We start from the raw sequence: 22,886 nt of genomic DNA, 5'->3' as shown, positions 1-22,886 counted from the left end.
TTGAAACATTTGCGGGCGATCAGGGAGCCTTCTGTTTCCAGGTGCCCTGTATCTGAACCCAGGTTCCTGCCGGAAGTCGAGGGTATATTTTCTGAAACATCATGGTTCCGACAACTTGAAGCCCGAGATTGTTCTGGGCGGCAATTTTGGCATACTCTGCCCTCCGCTGGTTGTTTATTGCAGCAATGACGGGTTCCGCTTCATTCGATGCACCGGGAGGCACAGCCAGGAGCCCGTTGTCAACCTCTCCTGCAAGGCCTTTGGCCCGTGCGGCATCAAGATCAAGTGCAGATGCCGATGCCGTCATGGCAACAACCAGAAGCATTATTGCGCTCAAGCGGACAAATATAGTCTGTAATCTTTTCATCACCCTGTTCCTCCTGTTTAGAATAATCCCTGTTTGGTGTCAAGAAGCGAATCAAGTTCCTTGTCGACTTTGACCCGGATTTCATGGTCGATCTTTATGTTCATGTTGATCACAATCGGTTTGTCCGGAGCTTCAACACGGACAGTCGGATTGCAGCCGGTCATGAACAGTCCTGCCACGAGAATGGCAAAGAGTGCGGTACGCTGCTGTTTCATTGGAGTTCCTTTTGCTCAATGCTGCTGTTTTCAGTTCCCTTGTCTTTATTAAAATAGTTCATGGCCACAATCAATTCAACCTTTTTTCCCTTTACACTGAATTCAGCCTCACTGAAACTGGGAGGGCCGTATTTGATTTTGGGATTATTGGATACGCCAAACCCTTCTTTGGGTATGCCGATGAAGGTCTTGTCCATTTTCCCGTTGCTGTTTTTATCGTGGAGCACACTGACGGCGTAGGTTCCGTAGGGGATATTGTCGAAAACGAAAACCGGCTGTTTTCCGTCAAGCTTCTTGACTGTTGACTGCCATGCCCGTTCCGGCTTGTCGGGGAATCCTTTCTTTGTTGTGTAGAGTGCGACGCCCAGAAGTCCTTCCGGCTGATGCAGTTCAGCTACACGAACTGTTATGCGGCAGGTCTCGCCGGTTACGGCCCTGCTGTCCGGCTGCGGAGCATCCGCCATCACCAGGGGGGATGAAAGCAGCAGTGCTGCAGTGAGAAGTATTTTATTCATGGCCATTGTTCTCGTGTTGTTCAAGGCTGAGGACAACATGCTCACGGATCATCTCCTCAACATTGGTTGCGGGAATCATAAAACGGTTCAGGGGGGTGTTTTGGGTTTTAGCATGCAGAATCCCCCGGGCAGTTCCGGCTGTCATCTGTGCCAGATGTCCGGCAAAAGGTTTTGGCAGGGTGAACAGCCTTTTCTCCTCATTGATGAAATTGTTCCAGGACTCCTCATCAATGGCAAAAATACAGCCGGCTTCAATGGTGATAAAGGGGATTTCGTCCTGAAGAAAAACATTCCTGAAAAGAACTTTGAGAAGCTTTTTCGTGCTGTCAATGCCAAAATTCAGTCCGGCATTGATTTTGACTGGTTGTTGCGCAAGAGGGGCGGTGTCTGAAAGTTCACATCGATCGGTCGTGATTCCGGCAAGAACAAAATTGACCTGCCGTGCAGCGGTTTCTGACATAGTTGAGATACATATGGTTACAAGGAGAATAAAGCTTATTGACAAGGTAGGGATTTTTACAGATAACTCAACAGGCGTGATGGAACGACCAGGCCTGCGGGGGAGTTATTACTATTAGTGGATAAAAGGAATTCAGCAATCTTTTGATACTGCAGCTGCCATGAAGAAGAATTTTCTTGAAGCGGTAGAGCACAGGCGGAGCGTCTATGCGATAGGAGGAGATATTCTTACAGGAAGGGAGCGGGTAACGGAGATAGTGCGGCATGCTGTCAAACATGTTCCCTCAACTTTCAATTCACAGAGCGCAAGAGCTGTTATTCTGTTTGAGGAATCGCACAGACGACTGTGGGATCTGGTGCTGGAGGTCCTTCAGGGAATTGTAAACGAGAATGATTTTGCTGCAACCGCAAAAAAGATAGATGGCTTCAGGCGGGGAGCTGCGACAGTGCTGTTTTTTGAAGACAGGGCTGTGGTTGAAGACTTGATGTCGCGTTATTCCCTCTATGCAGACAAATTCCCTGAGTTTTCGCTGGAGGCCTCGGGAATGCTGCAGTTCGTGGTTTGGACGGCATTGGAAAATGAGGGGTACGGAGCTTCTCTTCAACACTACAACCCTCTGATTGATGAGGTCGTCCGTGAAGAATGGAGTCTTCCTCAATCATGGCAGCTTCGTTCACAGCTGGTTTTCGGCTCCGTGGTGGAATGGCCTGGCGAGAAGTCTTTTATTCCGCTTGAAGAGAGGGTGCTCGTGTTCTGAGGCCTTGCAGTACCGCTACAGTGCTGCTTGCTTGTGTCGCAAATCTACTTAATGACTGACAACAGGAGGTTGACCATGACGGTAAAGATTGAGAAGTACCATATCCTCTTTTATGGGGGTCCTGAAGGATACGCTTCAAGCCGTTCCATGATTTTGTTGTATGACGATGAAGGACGCATGAGTGCGTGTCTACGGTTCTGTGATGCGGGTATGATTTATGAAAATGATTCCGAGAAGGAAGGGGTTGTGTACATGCACCTTCCATCGCATATGTTTTCATCAGTTGTTGATGTGATTCGCAACGAGGAGCCGCTCTATGTTTATTTTGCCTTTGGAAGGGGATTTCTCTCAACATCAATGGAGCCGGTAGGTGAAGGTGAGTAGTGGGTCTTTTTTGTGAAAGACGCCAGTTTGGTTATGTTTCGCTTGAGTTTCCGTGTTGTGTCATTTGCCAAAATGGTTATGGTTCCCATTACTCCTCCCTGTCATTGTTTTCGCGATTTCCCCATCAGCGAGAAGGCCTATTATGGCATTGGGGGGGATGTGCGTTTTTTCTGCACGCCTTCTTCGGTTGCTGAACTGGGAAAACTTGTCTCCTGGGTCCGAAGTGAAGGAATGCCTCTTGCCATGCTGGGTTTGGGGAGCAATATGCTTTTTTCCGACATCAACTTTCCCGGCGTCATTCTTTCAACAGAACGAATGCTGCAGTTCCGGCAGGTTTCTGAGCTGGAGTTTTTCTTTGAAGCTGGTGTCGAAAATACGGTGGTCGCTGAAACAATGCAGCGCCTCGGCATTGCCGGAGCGGCATGGCTGTATCGTCTGCCGGGGAGAATCGGCGGAACGGTTCGGATGAACTCCCGCTGTTTTGGTGGAGAGATATCTTCCGTTGCTTCAGCGGTTCAGGTGCTGACCCTTGAGGGATCACTTGTAATGCGTCGTCCTGAAGAGGTGTTTCTTGGTTACAAGCATACATCCCTGATGCATACCGGTGAAATTGTTACTGGAGTCATGCTGCGGTTTCCGGGCAAAGCTGATCCTGATGCTATTGGTGCGGAAATGCTTGACCATGAGTCTGAACGGCTTCGGAAACGCCACTTCGATTTCCCGAGCTGCGGCTCCACATTCAAAAACAACCATGAGTGCGGAAAGCCGAGCGGAATGATTTTTGAAGAGCTTGGGTTCAGCGGTGCCCGTGAGGGTGGAGCTGTTGTTGGAGAACACCATGCCAACTTCATTTTCAATACCGGGGGAGCATCGGCATGCGATGTGCTCAAGATTGCTGGCAATATGCGATCTGCTGCCTTGAAAGAGGCCGGCGTGAAGCTGGAGCTTGAGGTTGAGTGTACAGGACTTTTCCCCCGCAATCTTCTTGATGCCTGCGGTTCGCCCTACCAGGTTGACCGTGATGATTCCTCAAAAGGGTGGTCAGGGCTTCTTCTTTATCCCAATGGGGTCAGTGGAATCAAGCACGCGACGGCTGCTTTTCCGCGCATTCTCATTGAAGGCCCCCTTGCTTCTGCGGCAAGGGTTTCCGTAACGCAGCTGATTTCACTTCATGAGGCACGGTTACAGCCCGATAAACCCTTTCTTTCATGGAGCACAGCGCTGAAGCCGGGAGAGCATGTTTTTTTACCAGTGCCCGAGGCGCCTCGCGGTGCATTCATTGATGGGCTCTGGAATTACGGTGTGAGTGAACTCTTTATTGGAAACGGAAAGGATGAGGGGCGCTATCTTGAGTTTGAAATGACTCCGGCGGGGCAGTGGGTTGCCCTTGCTTTTGATGGAGCGAGGAAGAGGGCTGAGGGTTATGAGGTGCTCACTCCAGAGCCGTGGGTTGATGGTCTCCGGCTTCATACGCTGGAAGGAAGTTTCGGAATGTCGTTTTCTTTCTCACTGCTGGAAAAATTCTTTGACGGCATTGGCGACGGCGTTCTGTCGCTTCAGTGCGCATCCTCAATTGAAGGGGGCACGACCGACCTCTTTCCCTCCTGGCACAACGCCCCTGTTCCTGCCGATTTTCACTGCCCGGAAAGGTTTTTCAGCATAGCCCTTTCCTGATGGCTCTACAAATCTGCTGCCGGCATTGCTGAAACCTCTTCAGCGGTAAAGACAGGCCCTTCTTTGCAGACATACACACTGCCTACATTGCATCGTCCACATTTTCCAACACCGCATTTCATGCGGTTCTCAAGTGTGGTATAGACATTGGCCTCCTCGAAACCAAGCTTTTTGAGAGAGGCAAGGGTGAATTTGATCATGATTGGCGGGCCGCAGAGTACTGCAACGCAGTTGCCTGGAGCGGGAGCTGCCTCTTCAAGGATTGCGGGGACGAAACCTACATGGTGTTTCCAGTCGGGTGACTCGCCACCGGGATCAACTGTCAGGACCAGTTCAACATCTTCCCGCTCTGCCCATTCATCGAGTTCCTGCTTGTAGACAAGGTCCGCAACGGTCCGAGCTCCGTAGACAATTGTAATTTTCCCGAATTTCTCGCGTTGGTCAAGGCACGACCAGATGACGCTCCGGGTAGGCGGAAGGGCAATGCCGCCGGCAATGAAGAGCAGGTTTTTGCCATGGAACTCCTCTATCGGGAAGCGATTTCCGTACGGACCCCTGAAGGTGATACGGTCGCCTTCTTCAGCAGCGGCAAGGGCTGTGGTGACGCGTCCGGATTGCCTGAAAGTACACTCAATATAGTCCTTCCTTGTTTCTGGGCTGGCAACGCAGAAAGTGCTCTCGCCTTCGCCATAGATGCCGTAAAGACCGAACATTCCGGTTCGGTAGGCAGCTGCAAATTTTTCCTGATCGGCCGTGTCCTGAAACTCCAGGCGTAAAGTTTTTACCCCGGGGGCTTCGTTCCGGGTTGCGGCGATTTTCATGACCGCCGGCCTGTAGATGTTGTTCTGGGCTGCAATAATGGTGTCTGTCACTTCTGTAGTGTTGATATCGCTTGTAAAGTTTCTCTGACCCCCATGTCGACGGGGCACTCTCTGGTACATCTGCCACATCCGGTACAGCTGTTGACGCTGAATTTGTCGGAAAAATAGTTGAATTTATGCATGATTCGCTGACGCCAGCGGGCCGACTGCGTGGCGCGGGGGTTGTGGCCGGAGGTGTGCATTGTGAAGAGCTGGAAAGAACAGCTGTCCCAGTTTTTCCGGCGTATGCCTTCATAGGTATCGCCCTCGTCCTGAATGTCGAAGCAGTGGCAGGTAGGGCAGAGATAGGTACAGGTTCCGCACCCTATGCATCGTTCGGAAATCTCTTTCCAGAAGTGACTCTCAAAATTTTCCGGGTCGGCAAGCCAGGTGGTGCAGGCTTCAAGGTCAAAGAGTAGAGGGACTTCTGCCGTCGGGGCAGCCGCCTCTGAGCCCTCTTTCAGAAGTGAGGCTATGGGCTGAAGCGCTTTACCGCCTTTCGGGGTCAGTTCCTCCACCCTCCACCCATTGCCGGAGGCAAGTGGGCGGAGAAGGACATCGGAGCCCTTCGCACTGTCGGGCGCAAGGCCGAGTGAAGTGCACATGCAGAAGTCGTCCGACTCTTTACAGGCAATGGTTATGATGACCGAACGGTCTCTGCGCCGGAACCAGTATTCATCCCGGTAGTCCCAGTTGAAGAGTTCATCATCAATCGCCATGCCGGCTGCGTCACAAGGACGGGCGCCAAAAATGATGCATGCATTTTCTGAAGGCAGAAATTCGCCTGTTTCAATTTTCTGTTTGCCAATACTGTAACTGAACATCGGTTCGGTTCTCGGAAAAAAAAGCTCCTTGAGCGTCCGGGCTGTCAGAACAAGGTTGAGGTCAAGCTCATGTGCGTCCTGAACTTCGCCGAAACCAGATGTTTTGGCTTTGGATACGGGGCCCAATACCCTCATCCCCTCCTTTCTCCATAGTGAGAAGCAGGCAGTGAGGTCGTTGGCGTAGAGTATTTTTGTCATGCGTATGAGTACTTAGAGAATGAAAGTCTCAGGGTCGTCTTTTCTGAAACTGGCGAGTACCGGTTCCTGATGTTCGTCGGCGCCGGGATAATAGTCGAACGCTGTGAGTACCTCTTCAGTCATCCTGCGATTGAGCAGGTGGAGCGGAATATTGACGGGGCATGCTTCACTGCAGTTGCCACATTCCACACAGCGGCCTGCAAGGTGAAACGCGCGAACAAGATTCCATTCCAGATTCCCGAGCGTATGGGAGGATGTGTTTACCCACTGCGGCTGGTTGTTGTCAACAACGCATCGTCGGCACCAGCACATCGGGCATGCGGCACGGCATGCGTAACATTTGATGCAGCGCGAAAACTCGCCTTCCCAGAATGAGAATCGTTCAACGGAAGTCATCTGTTCGAGTTTCCGGGCTACTTCGTGTGATGGCTGTTCCTTGCGTTTTTTCTTTCTCTCGGCAATGATTCCTGAAAAATCGGCAACCCTTGTTCCTTCGAGCTGTCTGGCATTCTCCCCATCAATTTGAAACCCGAGAACGATAACCTGCTCCGTTGCAAGCTGCGACTCGGCCGCAAGAATGTTGATGGTCCGAACGCCATCGGGCGTAAGGAAAACGGCAACGCTTTTCTGATCAGCAAGAAGGCCTTCGCGTAGAAGATAGCCGGCAAGGTTAGTTCTGCAGGCAGCGTCGAGCACAAGCCGGTCAGCATCGTCGGGGCTGGTTATGAAAATGGGCCTGCGGCGGAGAGGCGTTGTTCCCGCGCCGTAGCCGATCACCATTTTTACTGTACCCTCCCGGAGGAGTTCCTTGGCTCGTGACCTGTATTGTTCCTGAATGCTCATGAAAATATGTTTAGACTGAAGCTGCAGACCCGGTTTCCGCAATCAGCTTGTGATACTGTTCAAATGGTCCCGCTGTGCGGATTTCTTCGGTGATGCTCTCAATAAGTTCGGCGAATTTAATCCCCTCAGCTGCGCTGATCCAGGAGAACTTGACCCGTTCTTCAGGCACCCCTGTAAACTGCAGGAGGGCGTTGAAGGCGGTCCAGCGCCGACGGGCATGGTAATTCCCATGGTCGAAATGGCAGTCGCCGGGATGGCACCCGCTGACCAGCACGCCGTCTGCCCCTTTCTGAAAGGCTTTGAGAATGAACATAGGGCTGATTCTGCCGGTGCAGGGAAGTCGGACAATGCGCACATTTGGTGGATATTTCAGACGGCTTGTGCCTGCAAGATCTGCGCCCGCATATGTACAGTAGGTGCAGACAAAGGCAACTATTTTAGGCTCGAAGGGTTCGCTCATAATGATGATTTGACTGTTGGCGTCAGGGTGAGAGGATCAGAGTCCCATCACTTCGGCAAAAATCTGCTTTTCTGTAAAGCCTGCAAGGTCGATGCTGTTGGAACGACAGAAGGTGACACAGGTGCCGCAACCCTGGCAGAGCCCTGCATTGACCGATGCTACCCGCCGTATGAGGTTGCCGGCACGGTCGGTAAGGTCTTTTTTCTCTATTGCGTTGTAAGGACAGGCAAGCACGCATCCCCAGCAACCGGAACAGGTTGCCTCATTGTTCTGTGCAATGACAGGTTCCCTCTCAAGTTTTTCGCGGCTGAAAAGTGCCAGCACTTTTGAAGCGCAGGCGGAGGCCTGGGCAACAGAATCAGGAATATCTTTGGGTGACTGGCAGGCTCCGGCAAGGAAAATGCCGGCAGTGGCAGTTTCAACGGGGCGGAGTTTCAGATGTGCTTCATTGAAAAAGCCGTATTCATCATAACCGATGCCGAGGGTTTTGCCAAGCTCTTTCGAATCAGACTGTGGAACCATTGCCGTGGCCAGCACCACCATGTCTGCGGCAACCTCAACCGGGCGGCCCAGCAGAGTATCTGCACCACGAACCATCAGTTTTCCATTCTCCTGCCAGAGTTTGCTTACTCTGCCACGAACATACCCTGCCCCATCCTCCTCAATTGCCCGACGGGTGAATTCGTCATAGCCCTTGCCTGCAGCGCGGATATCCATATAGAAAATGCGGCTGTTGCCATCGTGGTTCTTATGGTGATAAAGCATGGCATGCTTTGCAGTGTACATGCAGCATATTTTTGAACAGTAGGGTATTCCCTTGGATGGGTCGCGCGATCCGGCGCACTGAATGAAAACGATTGTTTCCGGCTCTTTGCCGTCCGAAGGGCGCTGAATCTTGCCCCCTGTCGGGCCGCTTGCAGAGGCAAGCCGTTCAAACTGAAGTCCTGTGAGAACATCAGGGTAGCGGCCATAGCCATACTCTCCATAGAGAGCTGTATTCTGTACCTGAAAACCGGTAGCCACCACAATGGCGCCTATTTCAAGTTCAACCAGCTCATCTTCCATGTCAAAGTTGATTGCCCCTGTCGGGCATACTCTCTGGCATGCCTTGCACTTTCCGTTTTTAAAGTAGATGCAGTGCCCGCTGTCTATGACGGGTTTATTGGGAACAGCCTGTGCAAAGGGAGTATAGATTGCCGTACGGTTTGCCAGCCCGCAGTCAAATTCTCCCGAAATTTTTTTTGCCGGGCATTTAATGATACACTCACCGCATCCCGTGCAGAGGTTCATGTCAACATAACGGGCTTTTTGGCGAACGGTGACATTGAAATTGCCGATAAAGCCTTCAACTTTTTCGATTTCCGAATAGGTGAGCAGGCGGATTTTAGGGTGTCGGGCAGCCTCAACCATTCTTGGCGTCATGATGCACTGTGAACAATCCAGGGTCGGGAAGGTTTCAGATAGCTGAGCCATGTGACCGCCAAGTGAAGCCTCGCGCTCAACAAGAACAACATCTCCTCCGGCGTTTGCAATGTCAAGCGCTGCCTGTATGCCTGCAATTCCGCCTCCTATAACAAGCGCTCTTCTGGTCACTGGCACCTCAATAGGCTGGAGTTCGTTGTTGCGCTTTACCTTTTCAACAAGGGAGCGGGTGATCTCAATAGCCTTCCGGGTTGCCTGTTCTCCATCACTGTGGACCCATGAGCATTGTTCGCGGATATTGGCTATCTCACAAAGGTAAGGGTTGAGACCGGCCTCGGCACATGCCGTGCGGAAGGTGGCTTCGTGCATTCTTGGAGAGCAGGCTGCAACTATTACACCCGTTAGTCCATGCCCGGTAACTGCCTTTTTGATGCTTTCCTGTCCGGGTTCAGAACAGAAATACTTGTATTCATGGGCAATGGCTACGCCGGGGTGGCTCTCCATGGCTGCAACCAGTTTTGTGCAATCGACTTTTGCGGCAATGTTCTCACCGCAGTGACAGACGAATACTCCTATTTTTGCCATTGGATTTCAGTCGTTTTTTATGGGCGTGCATAAGGCATACGAATCAATGGAGCATAGTTCCCTATCTGCTATTTGATCATGCGCGCGAAACAGTTCGCCGTGTTCCTTCAGGGAGCTGAAGGTTTTGACAGCAGTTCAAGTGCTGGAACAAAATGCTTGCCTACAGCAACTTCAATCGGGTCGGCTCCGCAGGCAATGGCCACAAGTTCAGAAATGTAGTAAACAGGCATCGGATCGAGGTCACCATAGCGTTTTCTCATGCTTTCCTGGCGCATGTCGAGATTTGCATGACAGAGCGGACAGGCAACAACAAAGGCTTCGGCTCCATTGTTGGCGGCATTTTTGGCAATACTGTGGGTAAGGTCTTCCACCATACCCTGCTGGGCCAGCGTATGGCCTGCTCCGCAGCATTCTATCTTGAATTCCCACTCAACAGTGTTGGCTCCGAGTGCACGGACAACAGACTCCATTTTCTGCGGATTTTCCGGATCATCAAACCGCATGTCGTCCAATGGACGGACAAGAAGGCAGCCATAATAACAGGCGAGCCTGAGTGCGGAAAGCGGCCGGGTGACCCGGGAACGGATTGCTTCTTCTCCAAGAGACTCCAGCAGCTGTGTGACGCCGATGAATTCCGCTCTGCCTGTTGGCTCAATGCCTGTCGCTTCTTTTACTTCGTGACGCAGTTCTTCATCTTCAAGAATGGCTTTTCGCGCTGTGACCTGACGATTATGGCATGCGGCGCAGGGAGTGAGGACGAACTCCATTCCGGCATCATCAGCAAGAGCCTGATTGCGGGCGGGCAGAAGAACGGAAAGTTTATGGTTGGTTGCATGTGCGGAGGTTGCTCCACAGCAGTTCCAGTCCGGAATCTCCCGGAGTTTGATTCCCAGCAGTTCGCACATTTTCCTTACGGAAATATCGTACTCTTTTGCTGTTCCCGTAAGAGAACATCCGGGATAATATCCAATGGGCGATCCGGGGGTGATGGCAACCGGGCCGTCTGTTATCATGGATGCGGATTTCGGTCTTCTTTTGCGGACATTCAGATGCTTCCCGGTTCTGGATGCTTTGAAGATTGCCGATATCTGCTCTTTGCCTTTAACATCATCCCTGCCCGACAGAGAGTGGAGGATATTGATCTTCCCCTCTTTGATCATGGTCATACCGGCTCCCGCATCCTGCAGAAAGCTGCGGGTACGGAGTTTATAGCTGTTGACCAGAGAGAGTTCCTGAAGGCGTCCGTGCTTCTTGACATTGTTGAGAAAAGAGATATGAAAGGCTGTGACGAGCTTTTTGGCTTTATCGTCTGAGACAATGCCGCTCTCCAGTGCCAGTGAACGAAGGGCGTCCATGGTGCCGGCAATGTCCATATTCTGTGGGCAGCGGGCAGTACAGGTCTGACAGCCGACGCAGTACCAGAGAGCATCACTCTTCAGGGCTTCTTCAATATAGCCTGCCTGTACCAGACGCATTATTCGGGTAGGGGGGTTGTCCATGAAATTGCCGGCCGGACATCCAGCCGTACATTTTCCGCACTGATAGCAGCAGTTGAAATCGTTGCCGGTGGCTTCGGCTATCTGCTGTTTCAGTTTGCCGTTATCTGGTAATAATGATTCAGACACTGAAGAGTATTGATAAGGTGGCATTAAAGAGCGGGGGCTGAAAAAATCGAAAGTATTCATAGTAATGAAAATATCAGACTATCCCATTACCAGGCTGCTTGGTATCTACATTTCTGTGGTTACCTTTCTGAATGCAGTTACAGGGGTAATGATGAAGATGATGTGGAAAAAATAGAGTGAGGAGAGTTCATTATGATGAAGCAATTCAAGGAGTTTGCAGTTCGTGGCAATGTGGTTGACATGGCTGTCGGCATTATTGTTGGCGGAGCTTTCGGCAAGCTTGTCAACACGCTGGTGTCTGATGTGATGATGCCGCCGCTTGGTTTTCTGACAGGTGGAGTTGATTTTGCGAACCTTTATTTCGTTCTCAGCGAGGGCTCGACTCCGGGTCCCTATGCGGCTCTTGAGCAGGCTCGGGCAGCAGGTGCCGTCACCGTCAACTACGGGCTTTTCATCAATGCCATGATAAGTTTCATCATTATGGCATTCGCCGTCTATCTGCTTGTGCGTGGGATAAATTCACTGCGAAGAAAAGAGGAAGCTGCGCCACCGCCTTCAACAAAGCAGTGCCCGTTCTGCCTGAGTACAGTGCCGCTGAAGGCAACCCGCTGCCCCGCATGTACTTCCGGGCTTGAAAAATAATCCGAAGCCGTATTGATTTCATCTGCTTTTTCATTATGCTTGCATGAGAGTGCAGTGTAGGTTGCCCCAATTATTTTCCTGACAGATTCCATGTTTGATGAAATTGAGTTTGATCGGATCAAACGCCTTCCGAAGTATGTTTTTGCTGCCGTCAATGAACTGAAGATGGCCGAAAGGCGTGCAGGCGAGGATGTCATTGATTTTTCTATGGGCAATCCTGACGGCCCGACGCCACAGCATATTGTCGATAAACTTGTTGAGAGCATCAACAAGCCAAGAACCCATGGATATTCCGTATCCAAGGGTATTTATAAACTTCGCGGAGCAGTAGGGAACTGGTACCGGAGAAAGTACAATGTTGATTTGGACCTTGACCGTGAGGTGGTGGTGACCATGGGTTCCAAGGAGGGGTATGTCCATCTTGTCCAGGCCATCACCAACCCTGGCGACCTGGCCATGGTGCCGGACCCTTGCTACCCGATTCATTCGCAGGCCTTCATTCTTGCGGGCGGGAATGTTCACCGGATGCGTCTTGAAATGAATGATGATTTTACGCTCGACGAGGAGGGCTTTTTCCGGAACATTGAAACAGCACTTCGGGAGTCGACCCCGAAGCCGAAGTATCTGGTGGTGAACTTCCCGAACAATCCTACAACGGCAACCGTTGATCTCTCTTTTTATGAAAGGCTTGTTGCTCTTGCCCGCGAAGAGCGGTTTTACATCATCAGCGATATTGCATACGCAGAGATAACCTTTGACGGCTATGTGACCCCATCCATTCTTCAGGTTCCCGGTGCCAGGGATGTTGCCGTTGAAAGCTACACCCTTTCCAAGACCTACAACATGGCAGGGTGGCGGATGGGATTCATGGTTGGTAATGCAAAGCTGATCGGTGCGCTTGAGAAAATAAAGAGCTGGCTGGATTATGGCACATTCACTCCGATTCAGGTTGCATCTACAGTTGCCTTGAATGGCGACCAGACCTGTGTCAAGGAGATTACGGAAGTGTACCGGAAACGGCGGGATGTTATGGTCAGCAGCTTTGAGAACGCGGGCTGGCCACTTGTCTCGCCCAGGGCGAGCATGTTTGTCTGGGCACATATTCCTGAACCGTTCCGTGCAATGGGAAGTCTTGAGTTCAGTAAACGACTTCTTACGGAAGGAAAGGTGGCTGTCAGTCCCGGTATAGGATTCGGGGCATACGGTGATGACTATGTCAGAATTGCCATGATTGAGAATGAAGAGCGCATCCGTCAGGCTGCGCGAAATATCCGGAAGTTTCTGCGAGGCCACGGCGAGCATTGCCCTGAGTAGTAGCTTTCTGCAGTGTAGATCCCGCTCCGTAGTCCATCAATGCGGTAGTATCCGAACTGGTTGGCCATTAATATGTCTTCATATATATGACGCATTGATGTCATTCAACTTCAATATGATCAGGGGGAACGGGCGAGGGGACAGTCTTTTTGAAACTGTGTCAGGAGTGGTCTTCAAAATCGAAGATCTCATCAATTGCCAATGGAATTGAGTCGAGAACCAACGAAGAGGAAACAAGCGAGGAAACATTGGCTGCCAGGTCACCCGCACGGCCATGGAACCATGCTGCGGCTCCGGCAGCATCCACAAGATCGTTCCCCTTTGCAGAAAGAGCTGCAATCATGCCGGACAGAACATCGCCCGTGCCTGCTGTTGCAAGAGCTTCTGTACCGCTGGTGTTGATGAGAACGGGAAAAGAAGAGGATGCGATGAGGGTCGGAGAGCCTTTCAGGAGAATGACAGCGCCATACCTGCCTGAAAACTGAACGGCACTGTTAATGGGGTCTGTTGCGGCCTCTTCTGCAGTTATTCCTGCAAGTTTTGCAAATTCTCCGTAATGGGGGGTCAGAAGTACTTCGGGCATACTGGCGAGCAGGCTCTGAAGTCCTCTTTCAGCTATTGCATAAAGAGCGTCAGCATCAAGTATCAGCTTTCTTGATGATATGTCGGGGCTCTTAAGAAGTGCCTCAACGAGGTCGAGAGACTCCTTTTCGCGGCCGAGACCCGGCCCTATCAGTATGGTATCAGCCCATGCGGCTTTCGTTATGATGGTATGCAGATCCTGATTGATGACAACAGCTTCCGGTACCGCCATGTGCATCGCAGATGAAAGGGCCGGGGGGAGTGCCACGGCGACATAGCCGGCCCCGGCTTTTACGGCAGCTCCTGCCGAAAGGATTGCGGCGCCTCCCATCGAGCCTTCCGGGGAGTGGGAACCGGAAACAATGAGAACCTTTCCATTCTCATGTTTGGCGCTCTTTTCCGCACGGAGCACAAAGTGGTCGGCGGCGAAAAGCTCATCAACAAGCAGGCAGCCGGGTTCGCCGGCCATCCACTCCGGAATTGAGATTTCTGCGACGGATACTTCACCTGCAACAGGTGGGCCGTCGTTGAGCAGAAGACCGGTTTTCAGAAACGCCATGGTGATTGTGTAGTCGGCCTCTATGACGGATTCTGCACTGAATCCGTTTGTTGCGTCAAGGCCGGAGGGGATATCGACGGCAGCCGTCAGTGATGCGGTTCGCTCATGCAGGCTGTTGAGGAGTTCTATGCCCTCATTCAAAGGGGAGCGCAGTGCCATTCCAGGTTCACTTATCTTGAGGCCGGTGCCGGTCATTGCATCGAACATGACGCTGTATGGTCGTTCAGAAACGAAAGGGAGGGCTTCCTGAATCGTTCTGAAGATGCGCAGAGGAAGATGTTCTGGGAGGTATGATTCAAGGATGCTGAGGTTGCCTGCTGCTGCTCCGGCAGCTGTGCTGTCGGGGTAGAGAAGAACGAGGTCAACAGCGGCGCCAAGATTGAGAAGATGGCGAGCAATAACGAATCCATCCCCGCCATTGTTGCCTCTGCCGGCAACAACCAGAAATTCCATGCCGGTTGGGGAGTCGCATCCGAGTTGCTCAAGCGTCACCCTGACACACTCTTTCCCGGCCAGCTCCATCAGGCAGGCTGCGCTGAAGTGGAAGCGCTCCGCAGCCGCCCTGTCGGCCTGCTGCATTTCATGGGCTGTCAGGACCGGCTTCATGGTTTAAAGAAGTTCGTTAAGGTGAAGTTCATTTTCAAGCGCATCATAATATGCGCGTGAAAGCTCGGCAGTGCTGAAGCGAAGCGTGTCATGGCCGTCAACAGCAATGGCGGCACCCTGCGGAACGACTTTGCCGATCACCCTTACAGGTACATTGCAGGCCACTGCCTCCGCAATGACTGCCTTTGCTGAGGCGGGGGCGATAGTGGCCACAACACGACCCTGGGCTTCACTGAAGAGCTGCTGCTGCATGCGGTAAGGGCCGGCTCCGCAGTCTTCAAGATCAACATCAAATCCGAGCCGGGCCGTTTCATTCATGATGGCTTTTTCTGCCAGAGCGACGAAAAGGCCACCGTCAGACACATCATGGGCCGAGTGCAGCAGCTTTTTGCCGGCAAGCGCCACCAGAAGATCCTGGAGATTTTTTTCATGATCAAGATTGATGTCAGGAGCATCTGTTCCGGGGGTGCCATACTGAATGACCTGATACTCGCTTCCCTCAAGATTGAGATCCGGATCACCGAACAGGATGATGGCGTCGCCCGAAGTCGTGAATGTAGAGCCTACAAGATTGTCAATATCCTCAAGCAGGCCAATCATGCCAATTGTTGGGGTGGGGTAGATGGCGGCCCGTCCCCCTCCATGCGTTGACTCATTGTAAAAACTCACATTGCCGCCTGTTACCGGAGTATTGAAAGCCCGACAGGCTTCCCCCATTCCCTGTACCGATGTCTTGAACTGAAAATAGACTTCGGGCTTGTAAGGGTTCCCGAAGTTCAGGCAGTTGGTGATTGCAAGCGGACGGGCTCCTGAACATGCGATATTTCGGGCGCATTCGGCAACAGCAATTTTCCCTCCTGCAAGTGGATTGAGATAGACATAGCGTGAATTGCAGTCGGTTTTCATGGCCAGCGCCTTTTTGGTCCCTTTAATGCGGATGACTGCAGCGTCAGTATGGCCCACAGGTGTGACGGTGTTGGTCTGCACCATGGAATCGTATTGGCGGTAAACCCAGCGCTTGCTGGCTATATTAGGTCGGGAAAGCAGTGCTATGGCGCGATCTTTCAGATTGAGACCGCTGTCAGGAGTCATTTCGGCTGCAGGCGTATCAGGTTTTGATTCAACAGCCTCACGGATATAGACAGGTGCTCCGCCGCCAAGCACAAGCGACTCAGCCGGGATGTCGGCAACAAGCTCGCCCCGGTATTGGATTTTGACATTGTTGTCGGAGGTTACCCTCCCTACCGTGACTGCCTGGACATCCCATTTCCTGTAAACCGCTATGATATCCTCTTCATGACCTTTCTTTGCGACAATCAACATTCTTTCCTGTGATTCGGAAAGCATGATTTCATAGGCACTCATACCCTCTTCGCGTGCAGGGACGAGGTCAAGGTCAATCATGATGCCTCCGGTACCGTTTTTTTCAATTCCCCGTGCGCTCATTTCTGAGGTGGAGCTGGTAATTCCGGCTGCTCCCATATCCTGAAGACCAGCAACGAAACCGGTTTCTATGGCTTCAAGGGTAGCCTCAAGCAGAAGCTTTTCAGCGAAAGGGTCTCCAACCTGTACACTCGGGCGCTTATCTTCAGAGGCTTCGCTCAAATCTTCAGAGGCGAATGTGGCTCCGTGAATGCCGTCGCGGCCGGTAGAAGAGCCGACAATAAGAACCGGGTTGCCCTCACCCTCCGCAGTTGCGCTGACAGTTTTATGGTGCTCCACAAGACCGACCGACATGGCATTGACAAGCGGGTTGCCTGTATAACAGTCCTCAAAATAGATTTCACCGCCAACCGTCGGAACTCCGAATGAGTTACCGTAATCGCCAATGCCTCGAACAACTCCGTCAACAAGATAGCGGACCCTGGGGTCTTTGGGTGAACCGAAACGGAGTGAATTGAGTGAGGCTACCGGACGGGCCCCCATGGTGAAAATATCGCGATGTATGCCGCCCACACCAGTTGCTGCTCCCTGGTAAGGCTCAACTGCAGAAGGGTGGTTGTGTGATTCAATTTTGAATGCAACTGCAAGGTTGTCACCGATGTCGACAAGGCCTGCATTTTCTTCTCCGGCACCTGTCAGAAGTGCTCCGCCGTCGCGGGGGAGGGTTTTGAGTACCGCAATGGAGTTTTTATAGCTGCAGTGTTCCGACCACATGACGGAAAAAATCCCCAGTTCTGTAAATGTGGGGGTTCTTCCGAGAATGTCAAGAATCTTCCCGTATTCATCTTCGTTCAGGCCATGTTCTTTTGCCAGAGCCAATGTCACTTCGGGTTCAGTCTGTTTCATAGTTGAGGTTTTTCTCTCTCTTTAGGGGTTCAAGGCTGCTGGCCATGACAGTTTTTATATTTTTTACCGCTGCCGCAGGGGCATGGATCGTTTCGGCCGGGTTTTGAGTCTGCAGTCACAGGACGCTGAAGAGGAGCTTCATTTTCGGCACCTGGTGATGCGTTATACACACTGGCGGCATCATCATGCTGGGTAACGAGTTTTTCCTGACGGACAGCCGCCTGCCTCTGCCGTTCTTCAATTGCCCTGACCTCATCGGGATTGACCGGAAAGAGTTTAAATGCCAGTGAGAGAGTTTCGAGCTCAATCTCGGAAAGCATCTGAATGAAGAGATTGTATGCTTCCTGCTTGTATTCGAGCAAGGGGTCTTTCTGGCCGTAGGCTCGAAGGTTGATTCCTTCCCTCAGCGTATCGATTTCACGAAGGTGGTCGCGCCACTGTTTGTCAATGACGCTGAGTACGGCATATTTCTCAATCTGTCGCATGATGTCGGCCGGTACGGCCTCCTCTTTACGACGGTAGAAGGCGAGTGCGCTGTTGTAGAGCTCTTCAGAGACTCCAGTGGCGTTTTCCTCAAGATTGTTTCTATCGGGCTTGAATTCAATGGAGAGCTCACGAAGCAGCTGCTCCTCAATCCCTTCCGTGTCAAGGTTTTTGCTGTGGCGGTCGATCACCGAGTCGCAATAGTCGCGAAGAAGGTCGAGAATATCGGTTGTCAGGCGTTCCTTGATAAGGCCGTCACGCCGACGGGTATAGATGACTTCGCGCTGCTGGTTGAGAACATCATCATATTCAAGGAGCCGTTTTCTGATGGCAAAGTTCTGCTCCTCTACCTTTTTCTGGGCCCGTTCAATTGATTTTGTGATCATGGAGTGCTCAATCACATCGCCCTCTTCATGGCCGAGTCTATCCATAACTGAAATAACCCTGTCGGAGCCAAAGAGGCGCATAAGCTCATCCTCAAGAGAGACGAAAAAGACCGATTCACCCGGATCACCCTGACGGCCTGCACGGCCTCGAAGCTGACGGTCAATCCGGCGTGACTCATGGCGCTCTGAACCAAGGATGTAGAGTCCTCCTTTTTCCCTGACTCCTTCGCCGAGCTTGATATCTGTGCCACGACCAGCCATGTTTGTGGCAATGGTAACTGCTCCGGGGCGGCCTGCACCTTCAACAATTTCAGCCTCCCGTTCGTTCTGCTTTGCATTAAGCACATTGTGGGCAATCCGTCGCGCCCTGAGCATTCTTGAAAGGGTTTCGGAAACCTCAACGCTTGTTGTTCCAACCAGGACGGGCTGTCCTTTTTTCTGGAGCTCCTCAACCTTCAGCGCTATGGCGTTGTACTTTTCGCGCCGGGTCTTGTAGACCAGGTCGTCCATATCTTTACGGACAATGGGACGGTTGGTGGGGATGGCAACCACATCAAGCTTGTAGATTTCAAAAAACTCCGATGCTTCCGTTTCAGCCGTTCCGGTCATGCCGGCAAGCTTTTCATAAAGCCGGAAGAAGTTCTGGATGGTGACGGTTGCCATGGTCTGCGTTTCACCCTCAATCTTCACATTCTCCTTGGCTTCAATTGCCTGATGGAGTCCGTCGCTGTAGCGTCTTCCCGGGAGAATTCGCCCGGTGAACTCATCAACAATCATGACCTGACCGTTCTGGACAACATATTCATCGTCCTTAAGGAACAGTGAGTAGGCCTTGAGCAGCTGGCTTATGTTATGGAGGCGCTCGGAGCGTTCGGCAAAGAGGCGGTACACTGCATCCTTGCGGGTAATTTTATCAGCAGCGATGACGGACTCATCGTCGTCGATTGCGGCAACTTCAGTCCCGACATCGGGAAGGAGGAAGAGGTCTCTGTCCTGATGGCTCAACTTACTGAGAAACTCCCGTCCCTTGTCTGTAAGGTCAATGGTTCCGGCTTTTTCATCAACAGCAAAGTAGAGTTCATCATCAACTTCGTGCATTCTGCTGGAGTTGTCGCGCAGATACTCGTTTTCTGTGACCTGAATGAGTTTGGCCATGCCCTGCTGCGAGAGGACCTTGATGAAACGGGTGTTTTTGGGCTGACCCCGTTTGACCCGAAGCAGTGCCAGACCGGCGTCAGGACTTTGCGGGGACTCCTTCAGTGCTTTTTCAGCCTCTGTCAGGTAAGAGGCCGCAAGCTGCTGCTGGGCTCGCACAATCTGCTCAATCCAGGGTTTGATTTCCTGAAACTGGCTGTTGTCGGAATTTGGTACAGGGCCGGAAATAATGAGTGGAGTGCGGGCTTCGTCAATAAGCACACTGTCAACCTCATCGACGATTGCGAAATAGAAATCACGCTGCACCATCTCCTCAACAGTGCCTGCCATATTGTCGCGCAGATAATCAAAGCCGAATTCGTTGTTCGTTCCGTAGGTGACATCACACTGGTACTGCTGGCGTCGTTCTTCAGGCCTCATGGTATTGAGAATAACGCCAACTGAAATATTGTGGAAATCAAAGACAGGGTTCATCCACTCTTTATCTCGCTGTGCAAGATAATCGTTGACTGTAACAAGATGAACCCCGCGCCCTGTAAGGGCATTGAGAAATGTAGGCAGTGTTGACACCAGGGTTTTTCCCTCTCCTGTAGCCATTTCGGATATTTTTCCGGAATGAAGGACAATGCCGCCAATAAGCTGCACATCGTAGGGAACCATATCCCAGACAACATCCCTTCCCATAACCTGATAGGTCAGCCCTTTGAGGCGTCTGCAGGTCTCCTTGACAAGTGCAAAGGTTTCAGGGAGAGCCTCTTCAAGTGCAGATGCGGTTTTCTCTTCATACTCTTCAGCAAGTGCATCAAGTGAAGAATGGATCGACTCAGCCTCTTCAAGCGATAGTTCGGGATTGTCGAGCTGGCGATACAGTTCCTTCTTTTTATCCTCAATAGGCATCAGGACGCCTCTTATTCGCGATTTCAGCGCTTTGCCTTTTTCCTTAAGCTCATCATCACCAAGTCCCTTCAGTCCCTCCTGAATCTCATTGATGCGATTGATGACAGGCTGGATTTTCTGTATGTCCTTTTCGTGTTTCGACCCGAAAATTTTTTCAAAGATTTTCAACATCTCTCAGTGGTGGTTCGCTGTGGCATAGAGCCCTAACAGGCGTTAATGACTGTATTTTGGTTTCTTAAGGTATTGAATTAGCGGGTGAGAAAAAAGCCTGTGTTCAAAAAGCTTTCATGTTCTTCTCCGTAGTCCGCCAACAGTGAAAAAGGTGATGGCCCGCATATCCCGAAAGGCTTTCACCAAGCAGTTCCACGGCTTTTTCCTGTAGATGAAGATACCTCTTCTGACTCAACCCTTTCTGATGAGCGCCGATTGAAAACCATGACGAGAGAAACTGCTCCACATGAGTGTCTATCGGGAAAGCATCAAAGCGACCCAGCCCGAAAAGCGCTATACAGTCTGCAATTTTAAATCCAATGCCTTTAAGCGCAGTGAGCTCAGTACGGATTTCGCTTAATGGCAGTGATGGGTCGGAGAGCGCCTGGAGATCCAGTCTGCCCAGCGCGAGAAGACGGGATGCCTCGCCTATATTGCCTGCACGCATAGAATTATTGTTGCAGCATCTCCTGAGCAACGCAGGGTCGGCATCCGCAAGAACAGACGGAGCAGGGAAAGAGTACAGGGGAGTATCACGCCCACCGTCGGCCACTCTTACCTCATTTCCGAAATACCGGCACAGCATGTTGACCTGCCGCCGAATTATTGACATGCCTATTCCCTGGGCGCACATGAAAGTGACAAGAGTTTCATGCGGATCCTGTCGGAGCACCCTCAACCCCTGAAGTTTGAGAAGTCTGAAGGCAAGGTCAGGATACCGGGCAGCGAACTCGTCATCAAAAAGAGAGTTGGTTGCTATATCGAGTGAAAAATAGTGCTCGAAAAAGCGCCGGACAGGAATCCCGAAGAGCTCATTCTTTTTAACAGAAACCGATAATGAATACGGGTTATCCTGTTTTATCAACACAGGTGACCCGTCTATAACAGAAGAATATATGCCCTCTTCATGATCCAATTCATCCCACATGAAAGACTGACCACTAAACAGAGATTCCTTTACAAGAATCAGTCGGTTTTTGTTTATTTCAATTGATTGATAGGTCATCACAAAGACCAATTATAGATGCTCACAATAAGACTAACCGAATATGATAAAATAGTTGAGCTCATGAAGTCTAAAGAGTTTTAATAAAATAGAATATAAGCTTCACCAGAAAAAGTTTTTACCATACTTTCGCCTTTATTCCTGCTAAATCAATTATTGGTCAGTATTTTTTTTTGTCTGCTTTTAAGTTTGTTTGATTCTGCGATTAAGCGCTCTTTCTGTCGCTTCTTTATGAAGAGTATTAGCCATCTCTTTGCGAGACGAGAGGCATCAGAGAATTGACTATACTGAGGGTTCCGGGAAGTATTCTGATGAAGACAGCTGTCTCTTTTCTTCTCCCTGTACAAGCTCAAATGTCCTGTTTTTGGCATTCGATTCAGTGAGTGAATGAACTGCTGCTTCAGCAAGGTCTCCTCTTGAAACAGATCCGGAGATTGTGTCTCCTGTTGCGAATACCAGTTGGTGCTGGAATGGGGGGGTGTCAAGAAGACCTCCGGGGCGGAGGATTGTGTGGGAGTATTCTGGTGTGTTGAAATGAGCACGGACCGTGTTTTCGCCTTCAAGCTTCATACTCAGCACCCTGCCGTATTTGTTCAAAGGATGATCCTCGCGGGTGGCGCCAAGGGAGCTGATAAGGGTGAATTGGCGGGCACCTGTCTCTTTGGCTAATGCCGCCAGCTGCTGGACTCCATCGCGGTCAATTGCCGAAGGTGGGGGTGACTCGGGGTCGGCCGGATTGCTTCCAACTGCACAAATGACAGCATCAATTCCTTTGAGAGCAGCTCTGGCTTCTTCTTTGTCCTGAATGGAGCCAACACGGAGAATGCCGGCCGCATCTGCTCCGAAGAGTGATATAGCCTTTTGTGTGGATCGGACAAACAGGCGAAAATCAATACCATAGTGCCTCAACCTTTTGACTATTTCTGCTCCTGTGCGTCCTGTTGCGCCTGCAACAAGAACGCGTCCCTTGTATGGCTGCATACTCGTTCAGTTAAAAAGTGAAAATCGCACATTCCAGGCCATGGTAAAGTCAATCATGGCATGCAGCAGTATGACGGAGCGGATGTCACGGTACCAGAAAAAACTGAGTGCCCAGCTTCCGGCTATCAGGATCTGAACAGGCATGAAAAAAGGTTTGAACGCGCTTGCCTGATCAACATGCTCCGGAAGGATGTTGATCCAGAACAGTCCATGGATCAGCCCACTGTAAATCATGAAGAGGAGGAAGCCTGCCGTAAAGAGGACCCATGGATTATCCGTGGCCTTGCCGGCAAGCACTGTTCCAAGGCGGAAAACGGCATAGAACATGAATGTTTCCGCTATACCGTTGCCAACACTGAATACAAGGAGGGTCAAGATGTCCAGTGGGCGGCCGCTGCTGTAGGTTGAGTTTGAGTAGACCCAGGCATTGAGTGCAACAATAAGCAGAGAGGCGACAAGCAGAATAATGCGGCGCGTTGCGAAATCGGTGTTGAAGGAGAAAATGTCTTTCCTGAAAAATGCCAGACCGATACCGACTGCGATAAGCCAGTAGGTGTAAACCATTACGGGGACGGTGAATTCCATTG

The 22,886-nt window shown here is 51.1% G+C and carries 21 protein-coding genes; 5 read left to right on the top strand and 16 right to left on the bottom strand.

Annotated features, from left to right (window positions below; translation table 11 throughout):
• Positions 1–19: 19 nt before the first annotated feature.
• From EKD02_RS01120 to EKD02_RS01105, 4 genes are read right to left on the bottom strand one after another with little or no spacing between them, the layout of a single operon-like run.
• Complete coding sequence (locus tag EKD02_RS01120) at positions 20–367, bottom strand: YdbL family probable chaperone protein (protein ID WP_126342308.1); 348 nt, start codon at positions 365–367, stop codon at positions 20–22.
• A gap of 17 nt (positions 368–384) precedes the next feature.
• Positions 385–582, bottom strand: a complete 198-nt coding sequence (locus tag EKD02_RS01115; RefSeq protein WP_126342306.1) for a YnbE family lipoprotein — start codon at positions 580–582, stop codon at positions 385–387.
• Positions 579–1,097, bottom strand: a complete 519-nt coding sequence (locus tag EKD02_RS01110) for a DUF2141 domain-containing protein (protein WP_126342304.1) — start codon at positions 1,095–1,097, stop codon at positions 579–581. The genes EKD02_RS01115 and EKD02_RS01110 overlap by 4 nt, the downstream gene beginning before the upstream one ends.
• A complete protein-coding gene (locus EKD02_RS01105; RefSeq protein WP_011890075.1) occupies positions 1,090–1,557 on the bottom strand; it encodes a hypothetical protein in 468 nt (155 codons plus the stop codon). Before EKD02_RS01105 ends, EKD02_RS01110 begins: the two co-directional genes overlap by 8 nt.
• A gap of 160 nt (positions 1,558–1,717) precedes the next feature.
• Between EKD02_RS01105 and EKD02_RS01100 the strand changes: the two genes are divergently transcribed.
• From EKD02_RS01100 to murB, 3 genes are all read left to right on the top strand, one after another.
• Complete coding sequence (locus EKD02_RS01100) at positions 1,718–2,314, top strand: nitroreductase family protein (protein ID WP_126342302.1); 597 nt, start codon at positions 1,718–1,720, stop codon at positions 2,312–2,314.
• 75 nt (positions 2,315–2,389) lie between these two features.
• Positions 2,390–2,698 carry a hypothetical protein gene (locus EKD02_RS01095; protein WP_049752416.1) on the top strand — a complete coding sequence of 103 codons (309 nt, stop codon included), beginning with the start codon at positions 2,390–2,392 and terminating at the stop codon, positions 2,696–2,698.
• A 78-nt stretch (positions 2,699–2,776) separates the two neighbouring features.
• Positions 2,777–4,372 (top strand): UDP-N-acetylmuramate dehydrogenase, encoded by a 1,596-nt coding sequence (gene murB, locus EKD02_RS01090; RefSeq protein ID WP_126383501.1) that lies wholly within the window; start codon positions 2,777–2,779, stop codon positions 4,370–4,372.
• Between the two features lie 5 nt (positions 4,373–4,377).
• On the opposite strand, the gene EKD02_RS01085 is transcribed toward murB, so the two are convergent.
• From EKD02_RS01085 to EKD02_RS01060, 6 genes are all read right to left on the bottom strand, one after another.
• Positions 4,378–5,193 carry an FAD/NAD(P)-binding protein gene (locus EKD02_RS01085; protein WP_126342435.1) on the bottom strand — a complete coding sequence of 272 codons (816 nt, stop codon included), beginning with the start codon at positions 5,191–5,193 and terminating at the stop codon, positions 4,378–4,380.
• 47 nt (positions 5,194–5,240) lie between these two features.
• The gene (locus EKD02_RS01080) at positions 5,241–6,254 is read right to left on the bottom strand and encodes a 4Fe-4S dicluster domain-containing protein (protein ID WP_126383403.1); all 1,014 of its coding nucleotides are present in this window, start codon (positions 6,252–6,254) and stop codon (positions 5,241–5,243) included.
• Between the two features lie 12 nt (positions 6,255–6,266).
• Positions 6,267–7,097 carry a 4Fe-4S dicluster domain-containing protein gene (locus tag EKD02_RS01075; RefSeq protein ID WP_011890081.1) on the bottom strand — a complete coding sequence of 277 codons (831 nt, stop codon included), beginning with the start codon at positions 7,095–7,097 and terminating at the stop codon, positions 6,267–6,269.
• A 10-nt stretch (positions 7,098–7,107) separates the two neighbouring features.
• Positions 7,108–7,557, bottom strand: coding sequence for a hydrogenase iron-sulfur subunit (locus EKD02_RS01070; RefSeq protein ID WP_011890082.1), 450 nt, complete (start codon positions 7,555–7,557; stop codon positions 7,108–7,110).
• A gap of 36 nt (positions 7,558–7,593) precedes the next feature.
• Positions 7,594–9,564 carry a CoB--CoM heterodisulfide reductase iron-sulfur subunit A family protein gene (locus EKD02_RS01065; protein WP_126383401.1) on the bottom strand — a complete coding sequence of 657 codons (1,971 nt, stop codon included), beginning with the start codon at positions 9,562–9,564 and terminating at the stop codon, positions 7,594–7,596.
• Positions 9,565–9,671: 107 nt separating this feature from the next.
• Positions 9,672–11,213: a heterodisulfide reductase-related iron-sulfur binding cluster gene (locus EKD02_RS01060; protein WP_126383399.1), complete on the bottom strand. Its 1,542-nt coding sequence runs from the start codon at positions 11,211–11,213 to the stop codon at positions 9,672–9,674.
• 168 nt (positions 11,214–11,381) lie between these two features.
• On the opposite strand from EKD02_RS01060, the gene mscL reads away from it, so the two are divergent.
• Together mscL and EKD02_RS01050 are read left to right on the top strand one after the other, a co-directional pair.
• Complete coding sequence (mscL, locus tag EKD02_RS01055) at positions 11,382–11,831, top strand: large-conductance mechanosensitive channel protein MscL (RefSeq protein WP_126383397.1); 450 nt, start codon at positions 11,382–11,384, stop codon at positions 11,829–11,831.
• Positions 11,832–11,921: 90 nt separating this feature from the next.
• Complete coding sequence (locus EKD02_RS01050; protein ID WP_126383395.1) at positions 11,922–13,145, top strand: LL-diaminopimelate aminotransferase; 1,224 nt, start codon at positions 11,922–11,924, stop codon at positions 13,143–13,145.
• 160 nt (positions 13,146–13,305) lie between these two features.
• Here EKD02_RS01050 and EKD02_RS01045 read toward each other — a convergent pair whose 3' ends face one another.
• From EKD02_RS01045 to EKD02_RS01020, 6 genes are all read right to left on the bottom strand, one after another.
• Positions 13,306–14,892, bottom strand: coding sequence for an NAD(P)H-hydrate dehydratase (locus tag EKD02_RS01045; protein ID WP_126383393.1), 1,587 nt, complete (start codon positions 14,890–14,892; stop codon positions 13,306–13,308).
• A gap of 3 nt (positions 14,893–14,895) precedes the next feature.
• A complete protein-coding gene (purL, locus tag EKD02_RS01040) occupies positions 14,896–17,181 on the bottom strand; it encodes a phosphoribosylformylglycinamidine synthase subunit PurL (RefSeq protein ID WP_126383391.1) in 2,286 nt (761 codons plus the stop codon).
• Positions 17,182–17,210: 29 nt separating this feature from the next.
• Positions 17,211–20,273 carry a preprotein translocase subunit SecA gene (secA, locus tag EKD02_RS01035; RefSeq protein WP_126383389.1) on the bottom strand — a complete coding sequence of 1,021 codons (3,063 nt, stop codon included), beginning with the start codon at positions 20,271–20,273 and terminating at the stop codon, positions 17,211–17,213.
• A 103-nt stretch (positions 20,274–20,376) separates the two neighbouring features.
• Entirely contained in the window at positions 20,377–21,318 is a 942-nt protein-coding gene (locus EKD02_RS01030) for a DNA glycosylase (protein ID WP_126383387.1), read from the bottom strand.
• 282 nt (positions 21,319–21,600) lie between these two features.
• Positions 21,601–22,299, bottom strand: coding sequence for an SDR family oxidoreductase (locus tag EKD02_RS01025; RefSeq protein WP_126383385.1), 699 nt, complete (start codon positions 22,297–22,299; stop codon positions 21,601–21,603).
• A 6-nt stretch (positions 22,300–22,305) separates the two neighbouring features.
• Positions 22,306–22,884 (bottom strand): hypothetical protein, encoded by a 579-nt coding sequence (locus EKD02_RS01020; RefSeq protein ID WP_126383383.1) that lies wholly within the window; start codon positions 22,882–22,884, stop codon positions 22,306–22,308.
• Between the last annotated feature and the right edge of the window lie 2 nt (positions 22,885–22,886).

The sequence above is a fragment of the Chlorobium phaeovibrioides genome (assembly GCF_003968655.1).
Lineage (GTDB): Bacteria > Bacteroidota > Chlorobiia > Chlorobiales > Chlorobiaceae > Chlorobium > Chlorobium phaeovibrioides.
Note: the sequence above shows the minus strand (reverse complement) of the source record. Positions and strands in the feature narration are given on the sequence as shown.

What these genes read in the sequence shown, in the direction of transcription:
- EKD02_RS01110 (WP_126342304.1), bottom strand. Translation starts at nt 1,097, where the DNA reads ATGAATAAAATACTTCTCACTGCAGCACTGCTGCTTTCATCCCCCCTG.
- EKD02_RS01120 (WP_126342308.1), bottom strand. Translation starts at nt 367, where the DNA reads ATGAAAAGATTACAGACTATATTTGTCCGCTTGAGCGCAATAATGCTT.
- EKD02_RS01050 (WP_126383395.1), top strand. Translation starts at nt 11,922, where the DNA reads ATGTTTGATGAAATTGAGTTTGATCGGATCAAACGCCTTCCGAAGTAT.
- EKD02_RS01075 (WP_011890081.1), bottom strand. Translation starts at nt 7,097, where the DNA reads ATGAGCATTCAGGAACAATACAGGTCACGAGCCAAGGAACTCCTCCGG.
- EKD02_RS01065 (WP_126383401.1), bottom strand. Translation starts at nt 9,564, where the DNA reads ATGGCAAAAATAGGAGTATTCGTCTGTCACTGCGGTGAGAACATTGCC.
- EKD02_RS01030 (WP_126383387.1), bottom strand. Translation starts at nt 21,318, where the DNA reads ATGACCTATCAATCAATTGAAATAAACAAAAACCGACTGATTCTTGTA.
- mscL (WP_126383397.1), top strand. Translation starts at nt 11,382, where the DNA reads ATGATGAAGCAATTCAAGGAGTTTGCAGTTCGTGGCAATGTGGTTGAC.
- EKD02_RS01080 (WP_126383403.1), bottom strand. Translation starts at nt 6,254, where the DNA reads ATGACAAAAATACTCTACGCCAACGACCTCACTGCCTGCTTCTCACTA.
- EKD02_RS01095 (WP_049752416.1), top strand. Translation starts at nt 2,390, where the DNA reads ATGACGGTAAAGATTGAGAAGTACCATATCCTCTTTTATGGGGGTCCT.
- EKD02_RS01085 (WP_126342435.1), bottom strand. Translation starts at nt 5,193, where the DNA reads ATGAAAATCGCCGCAACCCGGAACGAAGCCCCCGGGGTAAAAACTTTA.
- EKD02_RS01045 (WP_126383393.1), bottom strand. Translation starts at nt 14,892, where the DNA reads ATGAAGCCGGTCCTGACAGCCCATGAAATGCAGCAGGCCGACAGGGCG.
- purL (WP_126383391.1), bottom strand. Translation starts at nt 17,181, where the DNA reads ATGAAACAGACTGAACCCGAAGTGACATTGGCTCTGGCAAAAGAACAT.
- EKD02_RS01070 (WP_011890082.1), bottom strand. Translation starts at nt 7,557, where the DNA reads ATGAGCGAACCCTTCGAGCCTAAAATAGTTGCCTTTGTCTGCACCTAC.
- EKD02_RS01115 (WP_126342306.1), bottom strand. Translation starts at nt 582, where the DNA reads ATGAAACAGCAGCGTACCGCACTCTTTGCCATTCTCGTGGCAGGACTG.
- EKD02_RS01020 (WP_126383383.1), bottom strand. Translation starts at nt 22,884, where the DNA reads ATGGAATTCACCGTCCCCGTAATGGTTTACACCTACTGGCTTATCGCA.
- EKD02_RS01060 (WP_126383399.1), bottom strand. Translation starts at nt 11,213, where the DNA reads ATGCCACCTTATCAATACTCTTCAGTGTCTGAATCATTATTACCAGAT.
- EKD02_RS01100 (WP_126342302.1), top strand. Translation starts at nt 1,718, where the DNA reads ATGAAGAAGAATTTTCTTGAAGCGGTAGAGCACAGGCGGAGCGTCTAT.
- murB (WP_126383501.1), top strand. Translation starts at nt 2,777, where the DNA reads ATGGTTCCCATTACTCCTCCCTGTCATTGTTTTCGCGATTTCCCCATC.
- secA (WP_126383389.1), bottom strand. Translation starts at nt 20,273, where the DNA reads ATGTTGAAAATCTTTGAAAAAATTTTCGGGTCGAAACACGAAAAGGAC.
- EKD02_RS01025 (WP_126383385.1), bottom strand. Translation starts at nt 22,299, where the DNA reads ATGCAGCCATACAAGGGACGCGTTCTTGTTGCAGGCGCAACAGGACGC.
- EKD02_RS01105 (WP_011890075.1), bottom strand. Translation starts at nt 1,557, where the DNA reads ATGTCAGAAACCGCTGCACGGCAGGTCAATTTTGTTCTTGCCGGAATC.